Origin of the sequence: Streptomyces parvus (assembly GCF_032121415.1) — a bacterium.
In the GTDB taxonomy this organism is placed as follows: domain Bacteria; phylum Actinomycetota; class Actinomycetes; order Streptomycetales; family Streptomycetaceae; genus Streptomyces; species Streptomyces globisporus_A.
Genome location: NZ_CP135079.1, coordinates 3,431,781 through 3,456,527, shown reverse-complemented (window position 1 = coordinate 3,456,527; position 24,747 = coordinate 3,431,781). Strand labels below are relative to the sequence as shown.

At 68.9% G+C, this 24,747-nt stretch carries 21 protein-coding genes; 11 read left to right on the top strand and 10 right to left on the bottom strand.

The window, feature by feature from the left end; genetic code table 11:
• The first annotated feature begins 186 nt into the window (after nucleotides 1–186).
• The 3 genes from RNL97_RS16445 (at nucleotide 187) to RNL97_RS16435 (ending at nucleotide 3,431) form a co-directional block, all read left to right on the top strand.
• Nucleotides 187–894 (top strand): PadR family transcriptional regulator, encoded by a 708-nt coding sequence (locus RNL97_RS16445; RefSeq protein WP_030579450.1) that lies wholly within the window; start codon nucleotides 187–189, stop codon nucleotides 892–894.
• 59 nt (nucleotides 895–953) lie between these two features.
• Nucleotides 954–2,036 carry an inositol-3-phosphate synthase gene (locus tag RNL97_RS16440; RefSeq protein WP_030579453.1) on the top strand — a complete coding sequence of 361 codons (1,083 nt, stop codon included), beginning with the start codon at nucleotides 954–956 and terminating at the stop codon, nucleotides 2,034–2,036.
• Nucleotides 2,037–2,162: 126 nt separating this feature from the next.
• The gene (locus tag RNL97_RS16435; RefSeq protein ID WP_030579456.1) at nucleotides 2,163–3,431 is read left to right on the top strand and encodes an MFS transporter; all 1,269 of its coding nucleotides are present in this window, start codon (nucleotides 2,163–2,165) and stop codon (nucleotides 3,429–3,431) included.
• 98 nt (nucleotides 3,432–3,529) lie between these two features.
• Here the strand turns inward: RNL97_RS16435 and RNL97_RS16430 are convergent, their stop codons facing one another.
• Nucleotides 3,530–4,972 carry a CCA tRNA nucleotidyltransferase gene (locus RNL97_RS16430; RefSeq protein ID WP_313750864.1) on the bottom strand — a complete coding sequence of 481 codons (1,443 nt, stop codon included), beginning with the start codon at nucleotides 4,970–4,972 and terminating at the stop codon, nucleotides 3,530–3,532.
• A gap of 180 nt (nucleotides 4,973–5,152) precedes the next feature.
• On the opposite strand from RNL97_RS16430, the gene RNL97_RS16425 reads away from it, so the two are divergent.
• The 7 genes from RNL97_RS16425 to trxA all read left to right on the top strand — a co-directional run bounded on the left by RNL97_RS16425 (nucleotide 5,153) and on the right by trxA (nucleotide 14,879).
• Nucleotides 5,153–7,447: a DUF6049 family protein gene (locus RNL97_RS16425; protein WP_313750863.1), complete on the top strand. Its 2,295-nt coding sequence runs from the start codon at nucleotides 5,153–5,155 to the stop codon at nucleotides 7,445–7,447.
• Between the two features lie 50 nt (nucleotides 7,448–7,497).
• Entirely contained in the window at nucleotides 7,498–9,657 is a 2,160-nt protein-coding gene (murJ, locus tag RNL97_RS16420) for a murein biosynthesis integral membrane protein MurJ (protein WP_313750862.1), read from the top strand.
• A gap of 129 nt (nucleotides 9,658–9,786) precedes the next feature.
• Complete coding sequence (locus tag RNL97_RS16415) at nucleotides 9,787–11,517, top strand: protein kinase family protein (RefSeq protein WP_243314411.1); 1,731 nt, start codon at nucleotides 9,787–9,789, stop codon at nucleotides 11,515–11,517.
• Nucleotides 11,518–11,724: 207 nt separating this feature from the next.
• Nucleotides 11,725–12,441 (top strand): RNA polymerase sigma factor SigM, encoded by a 717-nt coding sequence (gene sigM, locus RNL97_RS16410; RefSeq protein ID WP_030579470.1) that lies wholly within the window; start codon nucleotides 11,725–11,727, stop codon nucleotides 12,439–12,441.
• Nucleotides 12,438–13,403: an anti-sigma factor family protein gene (locus RNL97_RS16405; protein ID WP_030579473.1), complete on the top strand. Its 966-nt coding sequence runs from the start codon at nucleotides 12,438–12,440 to the stop codon at nucleotides 13,401–13,403. The genes sigM and RNL97_RS16405 overlap by 4 nt, the downstream gene beginning before the upstream one ends.
• A gap of 125 nt (nucleotides 13,404–13,528) precedes the next feature.
• Nucleotides 13,529–14,500, top strand: coding sequence for a thioredoxin-disulfide reductase (gene trxB, locus RNL97_RS16400; protein ID WP_030579476.1), 972 nt, complete (start codon nucleotides 13,529–13,531; stop codon nucleotides 14,498–14,500).
• A 46-nt stretch (nucleotides 14,501–14,546) separates the two neighbouring features.
• Nucleotides 14,547–14,879: a thioredoxin gene (gene trxA, locus RNL97_RS16395; protein WP_030579479.1), complete on the top strand. Its 333-nt coding sequence runs from the start codon at nucleotides 14,547–14,549 to the stop codon at nucleotides 14,877–14,879.
• 99 nt (nucleotides 14,880–14,978) lie between these two features.
• On the opposite strand, the gene RNL97_RS16390 is transcribed toward trxA, so the two are convergent.
• The 9 genes from RNL97_RS16390 to rpmH form a co-directional block, all read right to left on the bottom strand.
• Nucleotides 14,979–15,596 carry a GNAT family N-acetyltransferase gene (locus tag RNL97_RS16390; protein ID WP_243314409.1) on the bottom strand — a complete coding sequence of 206 codons (618 nt, stop codon included), beginning with the start codon at nucleotides 15,594–15,596 and terminating at the stop codon, nucleotides 14,979–14,981.
• A gap of 304 nt (nucleotides 15,597–15,900) precedes the next feature.
• On the bottom strand, nucleotides 15,901–16,992 hold the full coding sequence (locus RNL97_RS16385) for a ParB/RepB/Spo0J family partition protein (RefSeq protein ID WP_243314408.1): 1,092 nt from the start codon (nucleotides 16,990–16,992) through the stop codon (nucleotides 15,901–15,903).
• Complete coding sequence (locus RNL97_RS16380; protein WP_078651972.1) at nucleotides 16,989–18,065, bottom strand: ParA family protein; 1,077 nt, start codon at nucleotides 18,063–18,065, stop codon at nucleotides 16,989–16,991. The genes RNL97_RS16385 and RNL97_RS16380 overlap by 4 nt, the downstream gene beginning before the upstream one ends.
• 314 nt (nucleotides 18,066–18,379) lie before the next feature.
• Nucleotides 18,380–19,096, bottom strand: coding sequence for a 16S rRNA (guanine(527)-N(7))-methyltransferase RsmG (gene rsmG, locus RNL97_RS16375; protein WP_030579495.1), 717 nt, complete (start codon nucleotides 19,094–19,096; stop codon nucleotides 18,380–18,382).
• Nucleotides 19,097–19,205: 109 nt separating this feature from the next.
• The gene (locus tag RNL97_RS16370) at nucleotides 19,206–19,721 is read right to left on the bottom strand and encodes a Jag family protein (protein WP_030579498.1); all 516 of its coding nucleotides are present in this window, start codon (nucleotides 19,719–19,721) and stop codon (nucleotides 19,206–19,208) included.
• Nucleotides 19,722–19,735: 14 nt separating this feature from the next.
• Nucleotides 19,736–21,001 carry a membrane protein insertase YidC gene (gene yidC / locus RNL97_RS16365; protein WP_030579501.1) on the bottom strand — a complete coding sequence of 422 codons (1,266 nt, stop codon included), beginning with the start codon at nucleotides 20,999–21,001 and terminating at the stop codon, nucleotides 19,736–19,738.
• A 3-nt stretch (nucleotides 21,002–21,004) separates the two neighbouring features.
• Nucleotides 21,005–21,364, bottom strand: a complete 360-nt coding sequence (yidD, locus tag RNL97_RS16360) for a membrane protein insertion efficiency factor YidD (RefSeq protein WP_006125986.1) — start codon at nucleotides 21,362–21,364, stop codon at nucleotides 21,005–21,007.
• Entirely contained in the window at nucleotides 21,361–21,732 is a 372-nt protein-coding gene (gene rnpA, locus RNL97_RS16355; RefSeq protein WP_006125985.1) for a ribonuclease P protein component, read from the bottom strand. Before rnpA ends, yidD begins: the two co-directional genes overlap by 4 nt.
• A 19-nt stretch (nucleotides 21,733–21,751) precedes the next feature.
• Nucleotides 21,752–21,889: a 50S ribosomal protein L34 gene (gene rpmH, locus RNL97_RS16350; RefSeq protein ID WP_003967884.1), complete on the bottom strand. Its 138-nt coding sequence runs from the start codon at nucleotides 21,887–21,889 to the stop codon at nucleotides 21,752–21,754.
• A 380-nt stretch (nucleotides 21,890–22,269) separates the two neighbouring features.
• On the opposite strand from rpmH, the gene dnaA reads away from it, so the two are divergent.
• Entirely contained in the window at nucleotides 22,270–24,165 is a 1,896-nt protein-coding gene (dnaA, locus tag RNL97_RS16345; RefSeq protein WP_078651973.1) for a chromosomal replication initiator protein DnaA, read from the top strand.
• Nucleotides 24,166–24,747 lie beyond the last annotated feature (582 nt).

Here is a 24,747-nt window from a genome sequence, read left to right as displayed (position 1 = left end):
AAACGACGCAAGTCGAACCCTGGGAATTGTCGATGTGACGCCGCTCACGAAGGTCACCCTTGTCGAACAGGACCGGCCGATCTATCGTGCTGATGTATCGAGTCGATACATCAGCACGGCATAAGTACGCCGGTGATTCCGGTGAAACCGTGCCGACCGAAGCAGCGGGAGAAGGGGGAGGCACCGGTGAGTCGACGCTCCGGCATCCTCGAGTTCGCCGTTCTCGGCCTGCTCCGCGAATCGCCTATGCACGGCTACGAGCTGCGCAAACGCCTCAACACTTCGCTGGGGATCTTCCGTGCGTTCAGTTACGGAACCCTCTACCCCTGCCTCAAGACGCTGGTGGCCAGCGGCTGGTTGATCGAGGAGCCCGCCGGAGACTCCGCGGATGCCGCGCCGGTCACCGGACGCCCGGCCGCTTCCTCCTCCTCGCTGACCGGACGCCGGGCGAAGATCGTCTACCGGCTGACGGCAGAAGGTAAGGAGCACTTCGAGGAGCTGCTGTCGCACACGGGTCCCGACGCCTGGGAGGACGAGCACTTCGCAGCGCGCTTCGCCTTCTTCGGCCAGACCGAACGCGATGTGCGGATGCGGGTGCTCGAAGGCCGGCGCAGTCGGCTGGAGGAGCGCCTGGAGAAGATGAGCGCCTCGCTCGCCCGCACCCGGGAACGACTCGACGACTACACACTTGAGCTGCAGCGGCACGGCATGGAGTCCGTGGAGCGCGAAGTGCGCTGGCTGAACGAGCTCATCGAGAGCGAGCGGTCGGGGCGGGATCGGCGACGATCCTCGCCCGACGGCTCAGCTCAGCAGGACACACCTGGAGAGACGGGCGGCCTGCCCCGGCATCGGGACAACACCCCGCCGGATCCGTCCGACGACACCGCCAAGTGAAGTCACCGCACTCCGCGGCGACTTCATCGGAAACACCGATTACACAGGGAGCAACCGGAATGGGTTCGGTTCGCGTAGCCATCGTAGGCGTGGGCAACTGCGCCGCCTCGCTGGTGCAGGGCGTCGAGTACTACAAGGACGCCGATCCGGCCGGCAAGGTGCCCGGTCTGATGCACGTCCAGTTCGGCGAGTACCACGTCAGCGACGTCGAGTTCGTCGCCGCCTTCGACGTCGACGCGAAGAAGGTCGGCCTCGACCTCGCGGACGCCATCGGCGCCAGCGAGAACAACACCATCAAGATCGCGGACGTGCCGAACACGGGCGTGACCGTCCAGCGCGGCCACACGCACGACGGTCTCGGCAAGTACTACCGCGAGACGATCGAGGAGTCCACGGACGCCCCGGTCGACATCGTCCAGGTCCTCAAGGACAAGCAGGTCGACGTTCTCGTCTGCTACCTGCCCGTCGGTTCCGAGGTCGCCGCGAAGTTCTACGCGCAGTGCGCCATCGACGCCAAGGTCGCGTTCGTCAACGCTCTCCCGGTCTTCATCGCCGGCACCAAGGAGTGGGCGGACAAGTTCACCGAGGCCGGTGTCCCGATCGTCGGCGACGACATCAAGTCCCAGGTGGGCGCCACCATCACGCACCGCGTGATGGCGAAGCTCTTCGAGGACCGCGGTGTCATCCTGGACCGCACCATGCAGCTGAACGTCGGCGGCAACATGGACTTCAAGAACATGCTCGAGCGTGAGCGCCTGGAGTCCAAGAAGATCTCGAAGACGCAGGCCGTCACCTCGCAGATCCGTGACCGCGAGCTCGGTGAGGGCAACGTCCACATCGGTCCCTCCGACTACGTGGCCTGGCTGGACGACCGCAAGTGGGCGTACGTGCGCCTGGAGGGCCGCGCCTTCGGCGACGTTCCGCTGAACCTGGAGTACAAGCTCGAGGTGTGGGACTCCCCGAACTCGGCCGGTGTCATCATCGACGCCGTCCGTGCGGCGAAGATCGCCAAGGACCGCGGCATCGGCGGCCCCATCCTCTCCGCCAGCAGCTACTTCATGAAGTCGCCGCCCGTCCAGTACTTCGACGACGAGGCCCGCGAGAACGTCGAGAAGTTCATCCAGGGCGAGACGGAGCGCTGAACCAGCCCTCTCGACTGACCGCTTCACCGGGAGTACTGAGCGGAGACGCTCATCTCTTCCTGCCGCACGTCGGGGGTCCCCGGGCAATCCGCCCGCGGACCCCCGACGTGTGTGACGCTTGCTCCCATGTCTGTCGCGCGTGATCTGCGCACCCTGCTGCGCCTGCGGAACTTCCGCCGCCTGCTCACCGTGCGGCTCCTGTCCCAGTCCGCCGACGGCGTCTACCAGGTCGCCCTCGCCGCGTACGTCGTCTTCTCCCCGGAGAAGCAGACGTCGGCCGCCGCCATCGCTTCCGCCATGGCCGTGCTCCTCCTGCCCTACTCCCTGATCGGGCCCTACGCAGGGGTCCTGCTGGACCGCTGGCCCCGACGTCAGGTCTTCCTCTACGGGAACCTCCTGCGGGCCGCCCTGGCCTGCTCCACAGCCCTGCTGATTCTCGCCTCGGTGCCCGACTGGCTCTTCTACGCCTCGGCCCTCTGCGTCACCGCCGTCAACCGCTTCGTCCTGGCCGGCCTCTCCGCCGCCCTGCCCCGGGTGGTCGACACCGACCGCCTCGTCGTCGCCAACTCCCTCTCCCCGACCGCGGGCACCCTGGCGGCCACCGCTGGAGGCGGCCTCGCCTTCCTCGTACGGCTGCTCGCCGACGAGTCCGACGCGGCGGTCGTCCTGCTGGGGGCGGCGCTCTACCTGCTCTCCGCGCTGGTCTCTTTGAGCCTCCCCCGCACACTGCTGGGGCCGGACATCGACGAGAGCCCGATGCGGCTGCGGGCAGCACTCGCCGTCACCGCCCGCGGGCTCGCCACCGGGCTGCGCCATCTGGCGCAGCGGACCCACGCGGCCAAGGCCCTGGCCGCCATGACCGTGATCCGCTTCTGTTACGGCGCGCTCACCGTCATGGTGCTCATGCTCTGCCGCTACGCCTGGTCCGACACCGAGTCCGACGGGCTGGCTTTGCTCGGCCTGGCAGTCGCGGTGTCCGGCGCCGGATTCTTCATCGCCGCCGTTCTCACCCCGTGGGCGGTGGGCCGGCTCGGCCGGTACGGGTGGATCGTGGGCTGCGCCGGGGCGGCAGCGGTCCTGGTGCCCGCCCTGGGCCTCTCCTTCGCCCCCGTACCAACGCTGATCGCCGCGTTCGTCCTCGGTGTCGTGACGCAAGGGTCGAAAATCGCGACCGACACCGTCGTCCAGACCTCGGTGGACGATTCCTTCCGCGGCCGGGTCTTCTCGCTCTACGACGTGCTCTTCAACGTCGCGTTCGTGAGCGCCGCAGGGGTGGCGGCGCTCATGCTCCCACCGGACGGCAGATCGGTGACCGTCCTAGCGGTCGTTTCCGCGCTGTACGCGGTGGTGGCGGTGATGATGCTCCGGTGGCGACGTACCGATGCCCACCAGTAGGGGTCATGAAGGGGGCGAGGGGCGTTGTTTCACGTGAAACAACGCCCCTCGCCCCATCCCGTCGACGATGTTTCACGTGAAACATCGCCTGGTCCGACTCAGCCCTGCCGCGCCCACCACTCCTTGAGCGCCGCCACGGCGGCGTCCCGCTCCATGGGCCCGTGCTCCAGGCGCTGCTCCAGAAGGAAGCCGTACGCCTTGCCGATCACCGGCCCCGGCCCGACCCCGAGGATCTCCATGATCTCGTTGCCGTCCAGATCGGGGCGGATCGAATCCAGCTCCTCCTGCTCCTGCAGCAGAGCGATGCGCTCCTCCAGCCCGTCGTAGGTACGGGAGAGCGCGTTGGCCTTCCGCTTGTTCCGGGTCGTGCAGTCCGACCGGGTCAGCTTGTGGAGCCGCTCCAGCAGCGGCCCGGCGTCGCGGACATACCGGCGCACCGCGGAGTCGGTCCACTCGCCGTCGCCGTACCCGTGGAAGCGCAGGTGCAGCTCCACCAGTTTCGACACCTCCTTGACCAGCTCGTTGGAGTACTTGAGCTCGGTCATCCGCTTCTTCGTCATCTTCGCGCCCACCACCTCGTGGTGGTGGAAGGAGACCCGGCCGTCCTTCTCGAAGCGGCGGGTGCGTGGCTTGCCGATGTCATGGAGGAGCGCGGCCAGCCGCAGGACGAGGTCGGGACCGTCCTCCTCCAGATCGATGGCCTGCTCCAGGACGGTCAGCGAGTGCTCGTAGACGTCCTTGTGGCGGTGATGCTCGTCACTCTCCAGACGCAGGGCGGGAAGCTCGGGCAGCACATGGGCGGCCAGCCCGGTGTCGACCAGGAGCCCCAGACCCTTGCGCGGGTGCTGGGAGAGCAGAAGCTTGTTGAGCTCGTCGCGGACCCGCTCGGCGGAGACGATGTCGATCCGCGCGGCCATCTCCGTCATGGCAGTGACGACCTCGGGGGCGACCTCGAAGTCGAGCTGCGCGGCGAACCGGGCCGCGCGCAGCATGCGCAGCGGGTCATCGGAGAAGGACGCCTCGGGTGTGCCCGGAGTGCGCAGCACCCGGTCGGCGAGGTCCTTCAGCCCCCCGTACGGGTCGACGAACTCCTTCTCCGGCAGCGCTACGGCCATCGCGTTGACCGTGAAGTCTCGGCGCACGAGGTCGTCCTCGATGGAGTCGCCGTAGGAGACCTCGGGCTTGCGCGAGGTCCGGTCGTAGGCCTCGGACCGGTAGGTCGTGACCTCGATCTGGTAACCGTCCTTCTGGGAACCGACGGTGCCGAAGGCGATCCCGACCTCCCACACCGAGTCGGCCCAGGGGCGGACGATCTTGAGCACGTCCTCGGGGCGGGCATCGGTGGTGAAGTCCAGGTCGTTCCCGAGCCGGCCCAGCAGAGCGTCGCGGACCGATCCGCCGACCAGCGCGAGACCGAATCCGGCCTCCTGGAATCGGCGGGCGAGGTCGTCGGCGACCGGGGACACCCGCAGCAGCTCACTCACCGCGCGGTGCTGCACCTGGCTCAGTGCACTGGCGTTCTCTTCGTTGGCGTTCGGCACAACAGAAAAGGGTACGTGCACGGGCCGGGCGCGACGTCATCGTTTACGGCGGCCCTGCGGGATACCCGCGATCATGTGCGATGGACCCCAGCACTTCGGCCCGCCGCATCTCGTTACCATGCGGGGACGCAGAACCGAACGACCGACAGCAGCTGACGACGACGAGGGACGGGTAGGCGCGTGGCCGAGGCGGCAGACTTCCAGGGGACTCGTCCCTCTCCTGCCCGCCGGTGGCTCCGGCGCACGGCCTCGGCGGTGCTCGGAGCACCGTTGCTGGCCGGTCTCCTGGCCGTTCCGGCCGCCGGTGCCGCTCCGGCCGCCGCGCCCGCCAAGGCCCCCACAGGCTCCCGCACGGTCGATGTGTCCCTGAACACGCTCGCCCCGAGCGTTCCGTCGGAGGACGACACCCTGACCGTCTCCGGAACGCTCACCAACAGGGGCAAGGAGACGATCAGCAGCGCCGAGGTCGATCTCCGGGTCGGACCACGACTCACCGGGCGCGGAGAGGTCGACGACGCCGCGAAGCGCTCCACGTACGTTCCCGGCGCCGACCCGATCACCGTCGGGGACAAGTACACGGTGAAGTTCCCCAAGCTCGCCCGGGGCATCAGCCAGGACTTCACGCTCACCGTCCCCGTCGACAAGCTGGGCCTGGACGACCCGGGCGTCTACCAGCTCGGCGTCTCGGTCTCCGGCCGGACGACCACGGCCCCCTACCAGCAGGTGCTGGGCATCGAGCGCTCGTTCCTGCCCTGGCAGCCCGAAGCGAGCGACAAGAGGACGAAGCTCACCTTCCTCTGGCCGCTGATCGCGTCTCCCCATGTCACGGCGGAGACCCGCTCGGACGAGCAGCAGACCCCCGTGTTCACCGACGACGACCTGGCCAAGGAGCTGGCGCCCAGCGGCCGGCTGGAGCAGATGGTGGCCCTGGGCAGCCGGCTGCCCGTGACCTGGGTCATCGACCCGGACCTCCTGGCGAGCGTCGCGGCGATGGCCGGGAAGTACGAGGTCGAGTCGGGTGACACGACCGTCCCGGGCAGGAACCAGGCGCTCGCCAAGCAGTGGCTCACCGATCTGGAGAAGGTGGTCGAGGACGGCAAGGTGATCGCGCTGCCGTTCGCCGACCCGGATCTGGCCTCCATCGCCCACCGCGGCAAGGCGGTCTCCGGAACGCTCAGTCATCTGCAGAACGCCTCCGCGGTGGCAGCGACCACGGTGGAGACCATCCTCCATGTGAAGCCGTCCACCGACTTCGCCTGGCCCGTGAACGGCGCCGTGGACTCCTCCATCGTCGATGTGGCGACGTCGGCGGGCGCCCACAACGTGATCGCCCGCAGCGACAGCTTCCGGGAGACCGCTGCGCTTCCGTACACGCCGAGCGCGGCGCGGCCGATCGGCGGGGGAACCACCGCGGTCGTCGCGGACGCCCGGCTGTCGACCCTGTTCGACGGCGATATGTCGAGGGCGGGCGCCTCCACCCTCGCGGTCCAGAAGTTCCTCGCGCAGACCCTCGCGCTGACCGAGCAGGCGCCGGACAACCAGCGCAGCATCGTCGTGGCCCCGCCGCGGATGCCCACCGCCGCTCAGGCCCAGACGATGGCCCGCGCCCTGGAGGGGCTGTCCGGGAACAGGTGGACGCAGCCCCTCGACCTGGTGGCCGCCGCCGAGGTGAAGCCCGACCCGAGGGCCACGACCAAGGTTCCCCGCGCCTCTGCCTACCCGAAGAAGCTCCGCGCCCAGGAACTGCCCACACAGGCGTTCCAGGACATCCGTACGACCCAGGGGTCCCTCGACAGCTTCGAGACGATCCTGACGCAGCCCGAACGCGTGGTGACGCCCTTCGGCAACGCCGTCAACCGCTCGATGTCGACGTCCTGGCGCGGGCGGTCCCTGGAGGCGCAGCAGTACCGGGACGCGGTCCGCGACTACCTGCAGAGCCTCACCTCCGAGGTGCAGCTCATCGAGAAGTCCGACGTCACCCTCTCCGGGCGCAGCGCGACCATTCCGGTCACCGTGCAGAACAAGCTGGTGCAGGGCGTGGACCGGCTGCATCTCCAGCTGACCTCGGACAACATCCGGCTCAAGTTCAACGACGACGGGACCACGGCCAGACTGCCGGTCGCCATCGCGGGCGGGCACAGCCAGTCCGTGAAGTTCGACACGGCGACCAGCGCCAACGGCCGGGCCCAGGTGACCGCCCGGCTGTTCACGGAGGACGGCACGCCGTACGGCAAGGAGATGACCTTCACCGTGAAGGTCTCCGAGGTGACGCCCACCGTGCTGCTCGTGATCGCCGGCGGACTGCTCCTTCTGGTGCTGGCCGGCATCAGGATGTACAGCCACCGCAAGCGCGCCGTGGCAAGCGACACGGCCGACGGCAACGGCGGTGGACCCGAGCAGCCGAGTGACCCGGCTCCGGACACCGGACCGGAAAGCGGGGCCCCGTCGGGAACGGGTGAGAAAGTGGACCGTTGAGCGATGTCTGTCGTGGCCGGTCGGCCGGGGACGATGAGGTAGGGGTTTCGATGAACGCGCCGTACGACGGTGACCGCGGGCAGGGCGCGGGCGGAGCAGCGTCTCCGGGCGGGCCTCCGGTTCCTCCTGGCGTGGGCCAGGACGGCTCCGTGCCGCCGGACCCGTACCTCCAGCACGCCTACGACGACGATCCCTACCGGGCGCAGGACCTGACCGCCCAGGACCCGGTGGACGAGGCGCTCTACGACCGCGCCGCCCACCCGCCGCCGCCTCCCGGCACCTACCAGGAACCGGCGCCGCTCTACCAGCAGCCGCCTCCCGCCCCGTACGCCCCGGACCCGCGCATCTGGGCCCGGACCCCGCCCCCCGAGCCCTCGGGGCCCTCCCGGCACCTGCCGTACGGAGACCGTCCGGCGACCACGCAGTTCGTCGGCGTCGACGACCTCGTGACCCAGGCCTCGGACGACCGGCAGGAGCCGGACGCCTTCGCGCACCTCTTCCGGGATCAGGAGGGGTCGGGGAAGCCTCCGGTACCGCCCCAGCCCGAACCGGCTCCCGCACCCGCACCCGGCAAGGGCGGCGGCAAGGTCTCCGGGCTCCTCAAGTCCAGCGCGGTCATGGCCGCCGGCACCCTCGTCTCCCGGCTCACCGGATTCGTCCGCTCCCTGGTGATCACCGCCGCACTCGGTGCCGCGATGCTCGGCGACAGCTTCACCATCGCGTACACCCTGCCGACGATGATCTACATCCTCACCGTCGGCGGCGGTCTGAACTCGGTCTTCGTCCCCCAGCTCGTCCGCGCCATGAAGGACGACGAGGACGGCGGCGAGGCCTTCGCCAACCGCCTGCTGACCCTGGTGATGGTCGCGCTCGGCCTGATCGTCGTCGTCGCGGTCCTCGTCGCACCGGTGCTGATCCAGCTGATGTCCAGCACGATCGCCGACGACGTGGCCGCCAACAGCGTCGCCGTCACCTTCGCCCGGTACTGCCTGCCCACCATCTTCTTCATGGGTGTGCATGTGGTGATGGGTCAGATCCTGAACGCCCGCGGCAAGTTCGGCGCGATGATGTGGACCCCGGTCCTCAACAACATCGTCATGATCATCACGTTCGGGCTGTTCATCTGGGTCTACGGCACCTCCGCCGAATCGCAGATGGGCGTCGACACCATCCCGCCGGAGGGCGTCCGCCTGCTCGGTATCGGCACCCTGCTCGGACTCGTCGTCCAGTCGCTGGCGATGATCCCCTACCTGCGCGAGACGGGCTTCCGCTTCCGCCCCCGCTTCGACTGGAAGGGCCACGGCCTCGGCAAGACCGTCAAACTGGCCAAGTGGACCGTGCTGTTCGTCCTGGCCAACCAGGCGGGCGTCCTGGTCGTCACCCAGCTCGCCACGGCGGCGGGCAAGCTCTCGGGCAGGGACGGCACCGGTTTCCTGGCCTACTCCAACGCCCAGCTGATCTGGGGCATGCCGCAGGCCATCATCACCGTCTCCGTCATGGCCGCGCTGCTGCCCCGCATCTCGCGGGCCGCCCACGACAACGACCCCGGAGCGGTCCGCGACGACATCTCGCAGGGACTGCGCAACTCCGCCGTCGCGATCGTGCCGGTGGCGTTCACCTTCCTCGCGCTCGGCCTGCCGATGTGCACCCTGCTGTACGCCTCCAGCGGCGCCGAGGCCGCCCGCTCCATGGGCTTCATCCTCATGGCCTTCGCGCTCGGTCTGATCCCGTACTCCGTGCAGTACGTCGTCCTGCGCGGGTTCTACGCCTACGAGGACACCCGCACCCCCTTCTACAACACGGTCATCGTGGCCGCAGTGAACGCCGCGGCCTCCGCTCTCTGTTACGTCGTCCTGCCCGCCCGCTGGGCGGTCGTCGGCATGGCCTTCTCCTACGGCCTGGCCTACGCCGTGGGCGTCGGCGTCGCCTGGCGCCGGCTGCGCAACCGGCTGGGCGGCGACCTGGACGGCGCGCACATCGTGCGGACCTACGCGCGTCTCTGCATGGCCGCGGTGCCTGCCGCACTGGTCGGCGGCGCCGTCGGGTTCGGCATCCTGGAACTGGTCGGCACCGGCGCCCTGGGCTCCCTGGCCGCACTGATCGGCGGCGGCGTCCTCCTGTTGGGCCTCTTCTTCGTCGCGGCGAAGAAGATGCGTATCGAGGAGGTCAACGGCCTGGTCGGCATGGTCCGTGGACGGCTCGGTCGCTGAATGAGCACCCGCCCGCACAACCATCGCCGCACTCCGCGTGTCGTGCATAGCGCCGGAGTGTGGGCACAATTGGCGTGACTGTGCAGAGCTGGCTGGCATCGCGCAACGGATGGGGAGGCAGGAACGACGGTGGCGGAACGTAGCACGGCTGCCGTCGACGTGGCCGACAACAGCGGCGACGAGCCGCTGACCGCCAAGGCGGACGAGGCCACGACCGACGGGACGGCGGAAGCCGAGGAAACCAAGGGCGCGAGCCCCAAGGACGCCGAGAACACGGACGGTGGGCAGAAGCGTTCCCAGGCCGTTCCGGCGTCACCCGATCTGCACAGCGGTCACAAACTCGCCGGGCGCTACCGCCTGGAGGAGTGCGTCACCCGCCTGGACGGCTTCAGCAGCTGGCGCGCGGTCGACGAGAAGCTCCGCCGGGCGGTGGGCGTCCATCTGCTTCCCGCCGACCACCCGCGGGCCCGCTCGGTGCTGGCCGCAGCCCGCTCCTCGGCCCTGCTCGGGGACCCCCGCTTCGTCCAGGTCCTGGACGCCGTAGAGGAGAACGACCTCGTCTACGTGGTCCACGAATGGCTGCCGGATGCCACCGAGCTCACCGCTCTGCTGGCCGCCGGGCCGATGGAGGCCCACGACGCCTACCAGCTCGTCAGCCAGCTCTCCCAGGCGATGGCCGCCGCCCACCGCGAGGGCCTCTCCCATCTGCGCCTGACCCCCGGCGCGGTCCTGCGCAGCTCCACCGGGCAGTACCGCATCCGTGGCCTCGCCGTGAACGCCGCCCTGCGGGGCATCACCGCCGAGCGCCCCCTCCGTACGGACACCGAGGCCATCGGCGCCCTCCTCTACGCCGCCCTGACCCACCGCTGGCCGTACGGCGAGGACGCCCACGGACTCGCCGGTCTGCCCAAGGGCCTGGGCCTCATCGCCCCCGACCAGGTACGGGCCGGCGTCCACCGCGGGCTCTCCGAGCTCGCCATGCGGGCACTCGCCAACGACGGTGCCACCGCCTCCCGCCAGGAACCGCCCTGCACCACCCCGGACGAGCTGGCCAAGGCCGTCGCGGCGATGCCGCGCATCCTTCCGCCGGAGCCCACGTTCACCGCGCCGCCGGCCTACCAGCGCACGACCTATCAGCAGGGCACGTACGGACGCCCGTCCTCCCACCCGTCCGCCGTCGCGCAGCCCGTGATGCCGGCCCCTCCGGCGCCCCTGCAGAGCCGTACCGGCCGCGTCCTCAAGTGGACCGTGTCCGCTCTTCTCATCGCCGCCCTGGGCCTCGGCAGCTGGCAGCTCGCGGAGGCGCTGCTCGACCGCACCAAGGGCTCCGGCGACACCGGCGTCACCGAGCCCAACGAGGACGACAAGAACAAGGACGACAAGCCCGCACCGTCCGCCGAACCCCTGGACATCGCGGGGGCCACGGAGTTCACGCCCGACGGCTCCGGAATCAAGCAGGGGGAGGTGGCGAACACCGTGGACGGCGACCGGGGAACGCACTGGGTCACCCCGCGCTACGAGGGCTTCGCGAACTTCGGCAACCTCCCCCAGCGCAAGCAGGGCAGCGGCGTCATCGTCGACCTCGGCAAGGTGCGGGACGTCTCCGGAGTCGATGTGTCCATGTACCGCAGCGGGCAGACGACAACCGTCTCCGCCGCGTCCCCGGACGCCTCGGCCCCCTCCACGACGGCCGACTTCGACCAGCAGATCGTCAAGCGGACAGTCGCCGGGTCGACGCTCAAGGAGACGCTCGACGAGCCCGTCCGCACGCGCTACGTCCTCATCCACATCACGGAACTCCCGTCGGACGGCACGGGTGGATACCGCGGCGGCATCACCGACATCTCCGTCCTCGGCTGATCACGGGCCGGTGCGGGATCCCCGTACCGGCCCGTGATCACCGCCCCCACCCGACCGCTACTGTGGGGCGGACCGTCCGTCCCGCCGAGCACCCGCGGCGACAAGGGTTGCGGCCGTCACGCCCGTGACGGCAGGCTTCTCCCGTCGCACCGCTCCACCGGGCGCGACCCATATGTGACATCGGATCCGGTTCGGAGGGGGAGCACGGTGGATTCCGTTCCACCAGAGGCACCGAGCGACTCGGACCTGCTGGCCCAGCATGTGGCGGGCGACCCCGACGCGTTCGGTGAACTCGTACGGCGACACCGCGACCGGCTCTGGGCCGTGGCACTGCGGACCCTGGGGGACAGGGAGGAAGCGGCCGACGCCGTCCAGGACGCCCTCGTCAAGGCCTTCCGCGCCGCCCACACCTTCCGCGGCCAGTCCGCCGTCACCACCTGGTTCCACCGGATCACCGTCAACGCCTGCCTCGACCGGGTACGCAAGGCCGCCTCCCGCAAGACGTCCCCCGTGGACGACACCGAACGGCTCGATCAGCTCCTGGAGCCCCACGAATCCGCCGAGGCCCCCGCCGTGCGGCAGGACCTCCACCGTCAGCTCCAGAAAGCCCTGGACACACTGCCCGCCGAACAGCGGGCTGCCCTGGTCCTCGTCGATATGCAGGGCTACCCCGTCGCGGAGGCCGCCAGCATCCTGGAAGTGCCGGCCGGCACCGTGAAGAGCCGGTGCGCCCGGGGCCGGGCGAGACTGGCGCCCCTGGTCCGCCATCTGCGCGCGGAAACCGGGGGACGGACCCCCGGCGAGGCGAACAACGCGGACGGAAGGAACCAGACGCACGAAGCATCCGTCCCACCTGCGTCAGGCCCCAGAGACGCAGGAGCAAGCGATCCTGCCGGTACGAAGGGAGGAGGTGGGCACCCGTGACACCCACGGCCGACACGGCTCAGCACCCGGAGGTCTCCGAGATCTCCGATCTCACCGAGGGACTGCTCGCCCCTTCCCGGACCGCGGAAGTCCAGCAGCACCTCGCGGAGTGCGACCTCTGCGCAGAGGTCCGGGACTCCCTGGAGGAGATCCGCGGACTGCTCGGGACGATGCCCGACGCCGAGCCGATGCCCGAGGACATCGCCGCCCGCATCGACGCGGCCCTGGCGGCGGAAGCCCGCCCCACCCCTTCCACGGAGAACGAGCCGGTCGTTGTTTCACGTGAAACAACGACCGCCGAAGGCGCGACGACCGACAGGACGGCGACCGGGTCCGCTTCCGTGACCGGCAGCGCCCCTGCCCCGGACCGCCCTGCGGGCCGTTCCTCCGCCGCGACCGGACCGGGCCGCCGTCCCACCCGCCGTCGGCGCACCGTGGTCCTCGGCACCGCCTTCGGCGCCGCGGTCATCGGGATGAGCGTCTTCTTCCTCCAGTCCCTCGCCCCGTCCGGCGACGCGTCCACGTCGGATACCGACAGCGGAGTCAGTGCGGCGGACAGCAGCGCGCCCGCTTACGCGGACGGCACACTCGAAGCCCAGGTGCGAGACCTCATCGGCGATGAGGCGAGCCAGAAGAGCCCGGGCGTCAAGAAGGTTCCGCCGGAGGCCGACACCAAGTCGTCGAGCGAAGCCCTCACCCCCGAAGCAGAGCCTTCCAGGAGCCCTATGAAGGCTCCCGTCGTCGCTGTGCCCTCCTGCGTGCAGAAGGCCACGGGCCGCACCACGCCGGCCCTCGCCCTCGACGAGGGGACATACCGGGGAACGGACGCCTATCTCGTCGTCCTTCCGCACACGAGCGACTCCTCGCGCGTCCAGGCCTACGTCGTGGCCTCCTCCTGCGTGGACACCGCTCCGGAGTCCCCCGGTCAGCTGCTGCTCGCACGCTCCTACAACCGCCCCTGAAGGCCGTCCGCGACCGCCGCGGCGTGTTCGGGAATGCATCAGCCGTAGGATCCGTTGGGTGGGGTGTGAGTCGTTGACCGACCCCGTAGGCAGTTAGGCAGTCTGCAGAAACGAGGAAGAAACCCGTGAGCGACGTCCGTAATGTGATCATCATCGGCTCCGGACCGGCCGGGTACACCGCCGCGCTGTACACCGCCCGTGCCTCGCTGAACCCGTTGGTCTTCGAGGGCGCCGTCACGGCCGGTGGTGCATTGATGAACACCACCGACGTGGAGAACTTCCCCGGTTTCCAGGACGGCATCATGGGCCCCGAGCTCATGGACAACATGCGGGCGCAGGCGGAGCGTTTCGGCGCCGAGCTGATCCCCGACGATGTCGTCGCGGTCGACCTCACCGGTGACATCAAGACCGTCACCGACACCGCGGGCACCGTCCACCGTGCCAAGTCGGTCATCGTCACCACCGGTTCCCAGCACCGCAAGCTCGGACTGCCCAACGAGGACGCCCTCTCCGGACGCGGCGTCTCCTGGTGCGCGACCTGCGACGGCTTCTTCTTCAAGGAGCACGACATCGCCGTGATCGGCGGCGGCGACACCGCGATGGAGGAGGCGACCTTCCTCTCCCGCTTCGCCAAGTCCGTCACGATCGTCCACCGCCGTGACACCCTGCGTGCCTCCAAGGCCATGCAGGACCGTGCCTTCGCCGACCCGAAGATCAAGTTCGCCTGGAACAGCGAGGTCGCCGAGATCAAGGGCGACCAGAAGCTCTCCGGTCTGACCCTGCGCAACACCAAGACCGGCGAGACCTCCGACCTCCCCGTGACCGGACTGTTCATCGCCGTCGGCCACGACCCGCGTACCGAGCTCTTCAAGGGCCAGCTGGAGCTCGACGACGAGGGTTACCTGAAGGTCGAGGCACCCTCCACGCGTACCAACCTCACCGGCGTCTTCGGCGCCGGCGACGTGGTCGACCACACCTACCGTCAGGCCATCACGGCAGCGGGCACCGGCTGCTCCGCCGCCCTGGACGCCGAGCGATTCCTCGCGGCCCTGGCTGACGCCGAGCCCGCCGAGCCGGAGAAGACCCCGGCCGTCTGAACGTCCGCACCACACCCCACCACCCCGAGAGACTAAGGAGGCCGCCGTGGCCGGCGACCTGAAGCACGTTACGGATGACACCTTCGACGACGTCGTCCTCAAGAGCGACAAGCCCGTTCTGGTGGACTTCTGGGCCGCCTGGTGCGGCCCGTGCCGCCAGATCGCCCCCTCGCTGGAGGCGATCGCGGCAGAGCACGGCGACCAGATCGAGATCGTCAAGCTCAACATCGACGAGAACCCCGCCACCGCTGCCAAGTACGGCGTGATGTCCATCCCCACCCTGAACGTGTACCAGGGCGGCGAGGTCGCCAAGACCATCGTCGGCGCCAAGCCGAAGGCCGCGATCCTCCGCGACCTCGAAGGCTTCATCAGCGCCTGACCGCACAGCAGCGCCCCGGCGCAATGTTTCACGTGAAACGGGCCCACCCCTTCGAAGGGGTGGGCCCGTTTCGCACGGTAGCCCGCACGCGGACCGGCCTCACAACGGTCGCAACACCGGTTCCTTCTGGACTGCTCCCAGAAGCCGGTCGAGCGCCATCTCCACGTCTTCCTTCCAGGAGAGCGTCGTGCGCAGCTCCAGCCTCAGCCGTGGATGCACGGGATGCGGCCGCACGGTCTTGAAGCCGACAGCCAGCAGATGATCCGCGGGAAGAACGCAGGTAGCCTGCTCGGACCGCGCGTCCCCGAACGCCTCGATCGCCTTGAAGCCCCGGCGCAGAACATCCTTGGCCACCGTCTGCACCATGACACGGCCGAGCCCCTGACCCTGGTACTCGGGAACGATCAGGCCGGTGATGAGCTGAACGGCATCGGGGGAGACCGGACTGGTGGGGAACGCCGTCGAGCGGGGGACGTACGCGGGCGGGGCATAAAGCACGAAGCCGACCGGTACATCGTCCACATAGACCACCCGGCCGCAGGAGCCCCACTCCAGGAGAACCGCGGAGATCCAGGCTTCCTTCTCCAGCTCCGGCTTGCCCGCCTTTACTGCGGCTTCCCCACTGACCGGGTCAAGCTCCCAGAAGACGCACGAGCGGCAACGTTCGGGGAGATCCGGAAGGTTGTCCAGGGTGAGTGGTACGAGCCAACGCCCCATGACGGCGATTCCTCACTTCCTTCGCCCGCCGCACCACGTGCGGCCGCCAGCGCACTCCGTTCGCGGAACAGACTGCCGACGAATCCCCCGACGGCGCCCAGGCCGAGACCGACCGTGACGAGCCGACTGCGGCTCACTCTTCGCAAGGTCTCCGCCCTCCTCCGAGGTCGTTCACCGTGGATGCGCTGTCCCAGAACGCATCGTATCCACCCAGAGGTGATGCGGATACCGAGAGAGGGCAAAGGGCGGGCCGCGTTCCGGTATGCACCGGCGCACTGCCCGCCCTTCGATGAAGCCCTGAGGCTCAGCCCTCGTCGTCCTCCTCGGACGTCTCGGCGAGTCGGCGCTCCAGCACTCGGCCCTCGCCCGGGGCAAGGCTGCCGAGGATGCGGTCCAGGTCCTCCATCGAGGCGAACTCGACGACGATCTTGCCCTTCTTCTGCCCCAGGTCGACCTTCACCCGGGTTTCGAAGCGGTCGGACAGACGCGTCGCCAGGTCGGTCAGGGCGGGGGACAGACGCCCGCCGGCCCTTGGCCCCTTGGACTTCGGAGAGCTCGTGGGGTGCGAGCCCATCAGTGTCACGATCTCCTCGACGGCCCGCACCGACAACCCCTCGGCCACGATCCGGTGGGCCAGCCGGTCCTGCTCCTCGGAGTCGTCCACGGACAGCAGGGCCCGGGCATGACCGGCGGAGAGAACGCCCGCGGCGACCCGGCGCTGCACCGGCGGGGACAGCCGCAGAAGCCTCAGCGTGTTCGACACCTGCGGGCGCGAGCGGCCGATCCGGTCAGCCAGCTGGTCATGGGTGCACTTGAAATCCTTGAGCAGCTGGTCGTAGGCAGCGGCCTCCTCCAGCGGGTTCAGCTGAGCCCGGTGGAGGTTCTCCAGCAATGCGTCCAGCAGCAGCTTCTCGTCGTCCGTGGCGCGGACGATCGTGGGAATCCGCTCCAGGCCCGCTTCACGGCAAGCCCTCCACCGACGCTCACCCATGATGAGCTCGTAGCTGTCCGGGCCCACCTTGCGGACGACGACCGGCTGGAGGAGACCGACCTCCTTGATGGAGACGACCAGCTCGGCCAGCGCATCCTCGTCGAAGACCTCACGGGGCTGACGCGGGTTCGGGGTGATCGCCCCGATCGGCAGCTCGGCGAAGTACGCGCCGGACGTCCCGACGCCCTGCTCGGACCGGTCCTCCGGGGCGGACGCCGGCTCCGGCACCACCGGGGAGGACGGCAGCGCGGTCACCTTCGCGGCGGCCACCCCGCGCTCAGCCGTCAGCACCGGACCCGTGCCGGACACCGCGCCGCTTCCGGGCGTCTGCACCTGCTTCTCCTGAGGAGCGGCGGGGATCAGCGCACCGAGCCCACGCCCCAGTCCTCTACGACGCTCACTCACTGAAGGCCCTCCGAAACGTGTCGCTGGCTGTTCTGGCTGCTCGTGTGGGCGTGCTGAGCCTCGTAGTGCACACCGACGCCCCGCAGGGCGATCTCCCGGGCGGCTTCGAGATACGAGAGCGAGCCGCTGGATCCCGGGTCGTAGGTCAGCACGGTCTGCCCGTAGCTCGGCGCCTCCGAGATACGCACCGACCGCGGGATGCTCGTCCGCAGCACTTCCTTGCCGAAGTGCGTACGGACCTCCTCGGCAACCTGGGAGGCGAGCCTCGTCCGGCCGTCGTACATCGTCAGCAGGATCGTCGAGACATGCAGATCCGGGTTCAGATGACCCCGCACCAGGTCGACGTTCCGCAGGAGCTGCCCCAGGCCTTCCAGCGCGTAGTACTCGCACTGGATGGGAATCAGTACCTCGGCGCCGGCCACCAGGGCATTCACCGTCAGCAGTCCCAGCGAGGGCGGGCAGTCGATGAGGATGTAGTCCAGGGGCTGCTCGTACGCCTGGATCGCCCGCTGAAGCCGGCTCTCCCGCGCCACCAGCGAGACCAGCTCGATCTCCGCACCGGCGAGATCGATGGTCGCGGGGGCACAGAAGAGACCCTCGACGTCCGGTACGGGCTGGACCACCTCGGAGAGGGGGCGGCTGTCCACCAGGACGTCGTAGATCGAGGGGACATCAGCATGGTGATCGATGCCCAGAGCCGTGGAGGCGTTGCCCTGCGGGTCGAGGTCGACCACCAGAACGCGCGCACCGTGCAGGGCCAGGGAAGCGGCAAGGTTGACCGTCGTGGTCGTCTTACCGACCCCGCCCTTCTGGTTGGCCACGACCATGACGCGGGTGCGGTCAGGGCGGGGCAGCCCTTCGCCGGCGCGGCCAAGGGCCTCGACCGCCAGCTGAGCGGCACGGCCGATGGGGGTGTCGTCCATCGGCGGCGGTGTTTCACGTGAAACACCCTCACCCACGGACTCGGTTCGGGGACCGGGGACCGGGTCGGTCATCGGTCCCGCGATGTTGGCGTCGGACCGCAAGGATTCACTCTCCTCGACTTCAGGCTCGCAATGAACAGAGCCTGCCATGCTTTCGGGGTCGTGAACCAGCGAGGCCCGCTGTTCTGTGGATGAATCCGTGGGTGTGGACGACTCGGCCACCCGTCCGGGCTTGCGGTCGCGCGGCGTGGCAGCCGCACGACCGCGGCTGATGATTCCCTGCAGCAGAGAGCGACGTTTCACGTGAAACACGATGCCTCTGCGGAGCAACTAGCAGGCCACGACACTCCGCAGTGGTGAGGTATCGCTACTTTCCGCCTGAAACACTGCTAAGCAACCCGAGGGGTAACAGAGTGCGCATGACGCGCGCCCTCGGGTCCTCCCGGCCGGACGATATCGCCGCCTCAGCGACGCCGACGCGTGCGCCCCGTGCGAGCGGCCTTGGCCTTCTTTGCGGCGAACCTCACACCGCCCGGGCTCTCGCCCACCACGACACGGACCACCGTGGAGAGAGGATCGACGACGCCCTCGCCGACGTGAAGCACCTCGGTCTCCACCACACCGAGCTTGCTGAGCGCGGCCCTGGCGCCGGCGATCTCCTCCTCCGCGGTGTCGCCCTTGAGCGCGAGCATCTCTCCGTACGGCTTCAGCAGGGGAACGCCCCAGCCCGCCAGCCGGTCCAGCGGCGCCACCGCACGGGCGGTCACCACCTGAACGGGCTGCAGCGTCCCGAGGACCTCCTCGGCCCGGCCGCGTACGACCGTCACATGGTCCAGGCCGAGCAGCTCGACGACCTCCTGGAGGAAGTTCGTCCGCCGGAGCAACGGCTCCAGCAGGGTGATCTTGAGGTCGGGGCGCACCAGCGCCAGCGGGATGCCGGGCAGACCCGCGCCCGAGCCCACATCGCAGACGGTGACGCCTTCGGGCACGACCTCGGAGAGCACCGCGCAGTTCAGCAGGTGCCGCTCCCACAGCCGGGGGACCTCACGCGGGCCGATCAGGCCGCGCTTGACCCCGGCATCCGCCAGAAGCTCCGCGTACCGGACAGCCTCCGGGAAGAGCTCTCCGAACACCGCCTGCGCCTCCGCAGGTGCCTGGGGGAGCTCTGCTGCCTCCGTCACGGGGACCGTCCTTCCGTACCGCACTCGCGCACTGTGGGTGGCTGACTATCAGGCTGACAAAGATCGGCCCCGCCTGCGTACAGACGGGGCCGACAGTACAAGGACCCGGTCAGGCCGGGAGAACGACGACGAAGCGCTGAGGCTCCTCGCCCTCCGACTCGCTCCGGAGACCGGCCGCGGCGATCGCGTCGTGCACGACCTTGCGCTCGAACGGCGTCATCGGGTCCAGCTTCACCGGCTCGCCCGTGCTCTTGACCTCGTTCGCGGCCTTGGCACCCAGCTCCGCGAGGACCGCGCGCTTCGTGGCCCGGAAGCCGCCGATGTCCAGCATCAGACGGCTGCGGTCGCCGGTCTCCCGGTGGACGGCCAGCCGGGTCAGCTCCTGGAGCGCCTCCAGGACCTCACCGTCGCGGCCAACGAGCTTCTGGAGGTCGCGTGCCGATTCGCTGATGATGGACACCGCGGCCCGGTCCGCCTCGACGTCCATGTCGATGTCGCCGTCGAGGTCGGCGATGTCGAGCAGTCCCTCGAGGTAGTCGGCCGCGATCTCGCCCTCCTGCTCCAGGCGGGTCAGGGTGTCGCTGCCCGCCTCAGCGGCGGCCGTGGAGGTGGTGCCTTCCGTCACGGATGGACTCCTTCTTACTTCTTGGACGGGTGCTTGGGCCGCTGCGGACCCTTGCGCTGCCCGGACTTGGCTTGGCGTGAGGAGCCGGAGGCGGGCTTGCCCGCCGACTTCGGCTTGCTGTCCTGCGGTGCGTCCTGCTTCTCGAGCGAGGTCTGGGAACCGGCAGCCGCGGACTCCGTGTCCTTGGCCCCCGCCGTCGCGTGCCCGGTCGTCTGGCGCTTCGCCTTGGTCTGGCGCTTGGGCTGCTGGCGCTTGGGCGCCTGGCCGCCCTCGGCGTCGGCCGAGGCGGTCTCGCTCTTCGCCACCGTGCCGTCCTCCTGGGCCACGAGACCCAGCTTGCCGAGACCGGTGATGAACTTGCGCTCGATGTCGTTGCGGTCGGAACCCTTGGCGACGATCGCCTTGATCATCTTGCGCCGGGTACGGCCCCGCACCTCGCCGTGGGAGGTCACGCTCTTGAGCACCCGCTGGAGGTAGGCGTCCTGCGCCTTGCTGCCCGGCGTCGGGTTCTGGTTGATCACGTACATCTGCTGACCCATGGTCCAGACGTTGGTGGTCAGCCAGTAGACGAGGACGCCGACGGGGAAGTTGATGCCCATCACGGCGAAGATGACCGGGAAGATGTACATCAGCATCTTCTGCTGCTGCATGTACGGGGTCTTCACCGTGAGGTCGACGTTCTTCGTCATCAGCTGGCGCTGGGTGAAGAACTGGGACGCGGACATCATCACGATCATGATCGCGGTGACGATCCGGACGTCCGTCAGGTCGGCGTTGAGGGAGGTGACCTTCTCGACGCTGTCCGTGAACTTGGCGGCGAGCGGGGCGCCGAAGATGTGGGCCTCACGGGCGCTGTCCAGCAGGTCCTGGTTGATCGCGCCGATCTTCTTGCCCGAGGCGATGGACGACAGCACGTGGTACAGGGCGAAGAAGAACGGGGACTGCGCCAGGATGGGAAGGCACGAGGAGAGCGGGTTGGTGCCCGTCTCCTTGTACAGCTTCATCATCTCTTCGGACTGACGCTGCTTGTCGTTCTTGTAGCGCTCCTGGATCGCCTTCATCTTCGGCTGGAGCACCTGCATATTGCGGGTCGACTTGATCTGCTTCACGAAGAGCGGGATCAGGCAGATCCGGATCAGCACCACCAGGGACACGATCGACAGGCCCCAGGCCCATCCGGAGTCATCGCCGAAGAGCGCTCCGTAGACCTTGTGGAACTGGACGATGATCCATGAGACAGGTGTGGTGATAAAGCTGAACAGACTGGCAATCGTGTCCACTAATCAGGCTCCTTGAGCATTGGGCGAGGTCTCTGCGGCCGGGCTCGGAGGTTCGGAGACCGACCCCCCGGACGGCACATCAGCGGCGGACTCCCCGCCCTTTTCGCCGCGCAGGGCATTGCGCAGCAGCTCGTGCCACCGCGGACGCTTACGGGGCGGAACATGATCCACACCGCCGGGTGACCACGGATTGCACCGCAGGATGCGCCAAGCGGTCAGCGCTGTCCCCTTGATGGCACCGTGCCTGTCGATCGACGTATATCCATAGTGGGAACACGACGGGTAATAGCGGCAGACAGGCCCGAGGAGTGGACTGATCGTCCACTGGTACAGCTTGATGAGAGCAAGCAGCGGGTACTTCATCGCGCGCCCCCTCCCAGCAGCCGCTGAAGAGCGGCATCCAGGTCTCGGGCCAGCTGTGCATGGTCGGCGTCGCCCGCACCGGGCAGCGCCCGTACGACAACCAGGCTACCGGGGGGCAGCTGAGCCAGCCGGTCGCGGACCAGGTGGCGAAGCTTCCGCTTCACCGCGGTGCGGACGACGGCGCCCCCCACGGCCTTGCTGACAACGAAACCCGCACGCGGCGGGGGAACAGTCTCCCCCGTCACGTGCGGGTCCGTTTCACCGCTGCGTAGATGGACGACGAGCAGCGGACGTCCGGCTCGACGTCCTCGTCGTACCGCGGTCGCGAAGTCCTCGCGCCGCCTCAGCCGATTCTCGGTAGGCAGCACGGCATGGACCTGTGAGCGATCAGGCGGACAGGCTGCTGCGGCCCTTGCCGCGGCGGTTCGCGAGGATCGCACGGCCGGCACGGGTACGCATGCGCAGACGGAAGCCGTGGGTCTTGGCGCGACGGCGGTTGTTCGGCTGGAAGGTGCGCTTGCTCACTCGGGGGCTCCAGAAATAATTCGTGTCTTGGCGGGACATCGCCTGGCTGTCACCGTGCGCCCACGAGGAACTCGCGTAAACGCCTTAGTGCACCGCTTCACAATCACAGATCGTGATCTTTGCCCATCGGAGGCAGGCGGCAGCAGCCATCGACAACTCGACCTGGTCACGGTACGCGCGGCTACGCCATCCGGTCAAACCGGCTCCGTGCGACCCCTCATTGTGCACAGCCTGTGGACAACAACTTGAACCGCGCGGGTCGGCCTGACTACCGTGGCTGAACTCCGGTTCCTTTCCTTCCCGACTGCCGGGCTCACCCGACCCGACCCATCCCGTCCCGAGAACCACACATTCGTGGGACATGCGAGAGAGCGTGCCTTGTGGCTGACGTACCTGCCGATCTTGCCGCAGTGTGGCCGCGAGTGCTGGAACAACTCCTCGGGGAGGGCCAGCAGGGCATCGAGCCGAAGGACAAGCAGTGGATCGAGCGCTGCCAGCCGCTGGCACTCGTCGCCGACACCGCACTGCTGGCCGTCCCCAATGAATGGGGCAAGCGCGTCCTGGAGGGCCGGCTCGCGCCGCTCATCAGTGAGACGCTGACCCGGGAGTGCGGCCGGCCCATCCGGATCGCGATCACCGTCGACGACTCCGCGGGCGAACCCCCCGCCCCGCCGGCGCCCCCGATGCACCAGTCGCATCAGCAGCACCAGCCGCACGGAAGCCAGCAGGACCACCGCTACCCGGCGCAGCCGCGCGACGACGCTCCCCGGGGCGACGCGTACGACGGATACGGTCACCGGCCCTCCGACGACGGTATGCCGACGGCTCGGCCGGCCTACCCCGACTACCAGCAGCAGCGCCCGGAACCCGGAGCCTGGCCGCGTACCCAGGAGGACCTCTCCTGGCAGCAGCCGCGGCACAGCGGCTACCAGGACCGCGAGCAGCCCGCCGGTGAGCCGTACCGCGAGAGCGACGCGTACCGGGAGAACGAGCAGTACCGCGACCAGCCCGCCGAGCAGTGGCGCGAGCCGTACGGCACCGGGCGCCCGCAGCAGCCGAGCCACGACTACCGGTCGCAGCCGCCCGAGCGCCAGGGGTACGAGCAGCAGCGCCCCGACCGGCAGGACCACCAGCAGCCGCAGCACCGCCAGACCGGTCCGGGCCACGGGCCCGGGCGCACCGGCGGTTCGGTTCCCGGTCCGATGGGCGCCCAGCCGGCCCCCGCCCCGGGCCCCGGCGAACCGCACGCCCGGCTGAACCCGAAGTACCTCTTCGACACCTTCGTCATCGGGGCGTCCAACCGGTTCGCGCACGCCGCGGCCGTCGCCGTCGCCGAGGCACCCGCGAAGGCGTACAACCCCCTTTTCATCTACGGGGAGTCGGGGCTCGGCAAGACCCACCTGCTGCACGCCATCGGGCACTACGCGCGGAGCCTCTACCCGGGGACCCGGGTGCGTTACGTGAGCTCGGAGGAGTTCACCAACGAGTTCATCAACTCCATCCGCGACGGGAAGGGCGACACCTTCCGCAAGCGCTACCGCGACGTGGACATCCTGCTGGTCGACGACATCCAGTTCCTGGCGAGCAAGGAGTCGACGCAGGAGGAGTTCTTCCACACCTTCAATACGCTGCACAACGCGAACAAGCAGATCGTGCTCTCCTCGGACCGGCCGCCCAAGCAGCTGGTGACGCTGGAGGACCGGCTGCGCAACCGCTTCGAGTGGGGTCTGACGACCGACGTCCAGCCGCCCGAGCTGGAGACCCGGATCGCGATCCTCCGCAAGAAGGCGGTGCAGGAGCAGCTCAACGCCCCGCCGGAGGTGCTGGAGTTCATCGCCTCGCGGATCTCCCGCAACATCCGTGAGCTGGAGGGCGCCCTGATCCGGGTGACCGCCTTCGCCTCCCTGAACCGGCAGCCGGTCGACCTCGGGCTGACCGAGATCGTCCTCAAGGATCTGATCCCGGGCGGTGAGGAGTCGGCCCCGGAGATCACGGCACCGGCCATCATGGCGGCCACCGCGGACTACTTCGGGCTCACCGTGGACGACCTCTGCGGATCCTCGCGCAGCCGGGTCCTGGTGACGGCACGCCAGATCGCCATGTATCTGTGCCGCGAGCTCACCGACCTCTCGCTGCCGAAGATCGGCGCGCAGTTCGGCGGCCGCGACCATACGACGGTGATGCACGCCGACCGGAAGATCCGGGCGCTGATGGCGGAGCGCCGCTCCATCTACAACCAGGTCACCGAGCTGACCAACCGCATCAAGAACGGCTGATCCCGGCTCCCACCCGGCCGAAAACGCTCCCCGTCTTCTCCTGAACCCTTCCCAGGCTTCTTCTGGAGCGCTTCTCCGAGGCGCCTGCCGCGGACCTCCCACGGTCCGCGGCAGGCGCTTTTCGCGTTTTCGGGGTCCGCGACGGGCTTCCCGAGGCGCTCGGTGAGGCTTCCGGAGCCCGTGACGAGCGCCCCGACCCACCCCTGCTGTTCGAATACGAGCAGCTCAGAGGCTCTTCTCCACAGATGTACGAGAAATCTTCCGTCCACAGCCTGGGGACTGGGAAGTTGTCCATATTGCGTCCACAGGGCGTGCTGCCGATACTCCATCAGGCCAGGTCACCTGGTTGGGGATTTGTGGTCAAGGATGATCCACAGCCTGTGGACAGAATCTTCGTCCACAGGGAGGCGTCGCGGTTGTCCACCGCCGACCCACAGGCTGGGCGGTGTTGTCCCCAGCTTCGCCCCGCTTCTCCACACCCCTGTCCACTGTTCGGCAACGCAACACACGCTCTCACCGCCCGGAGTGAAAGGCGTCACACCAAGGGGCTGGGTTGGGCTGTGGGGAACAGGGGTAAAGCTG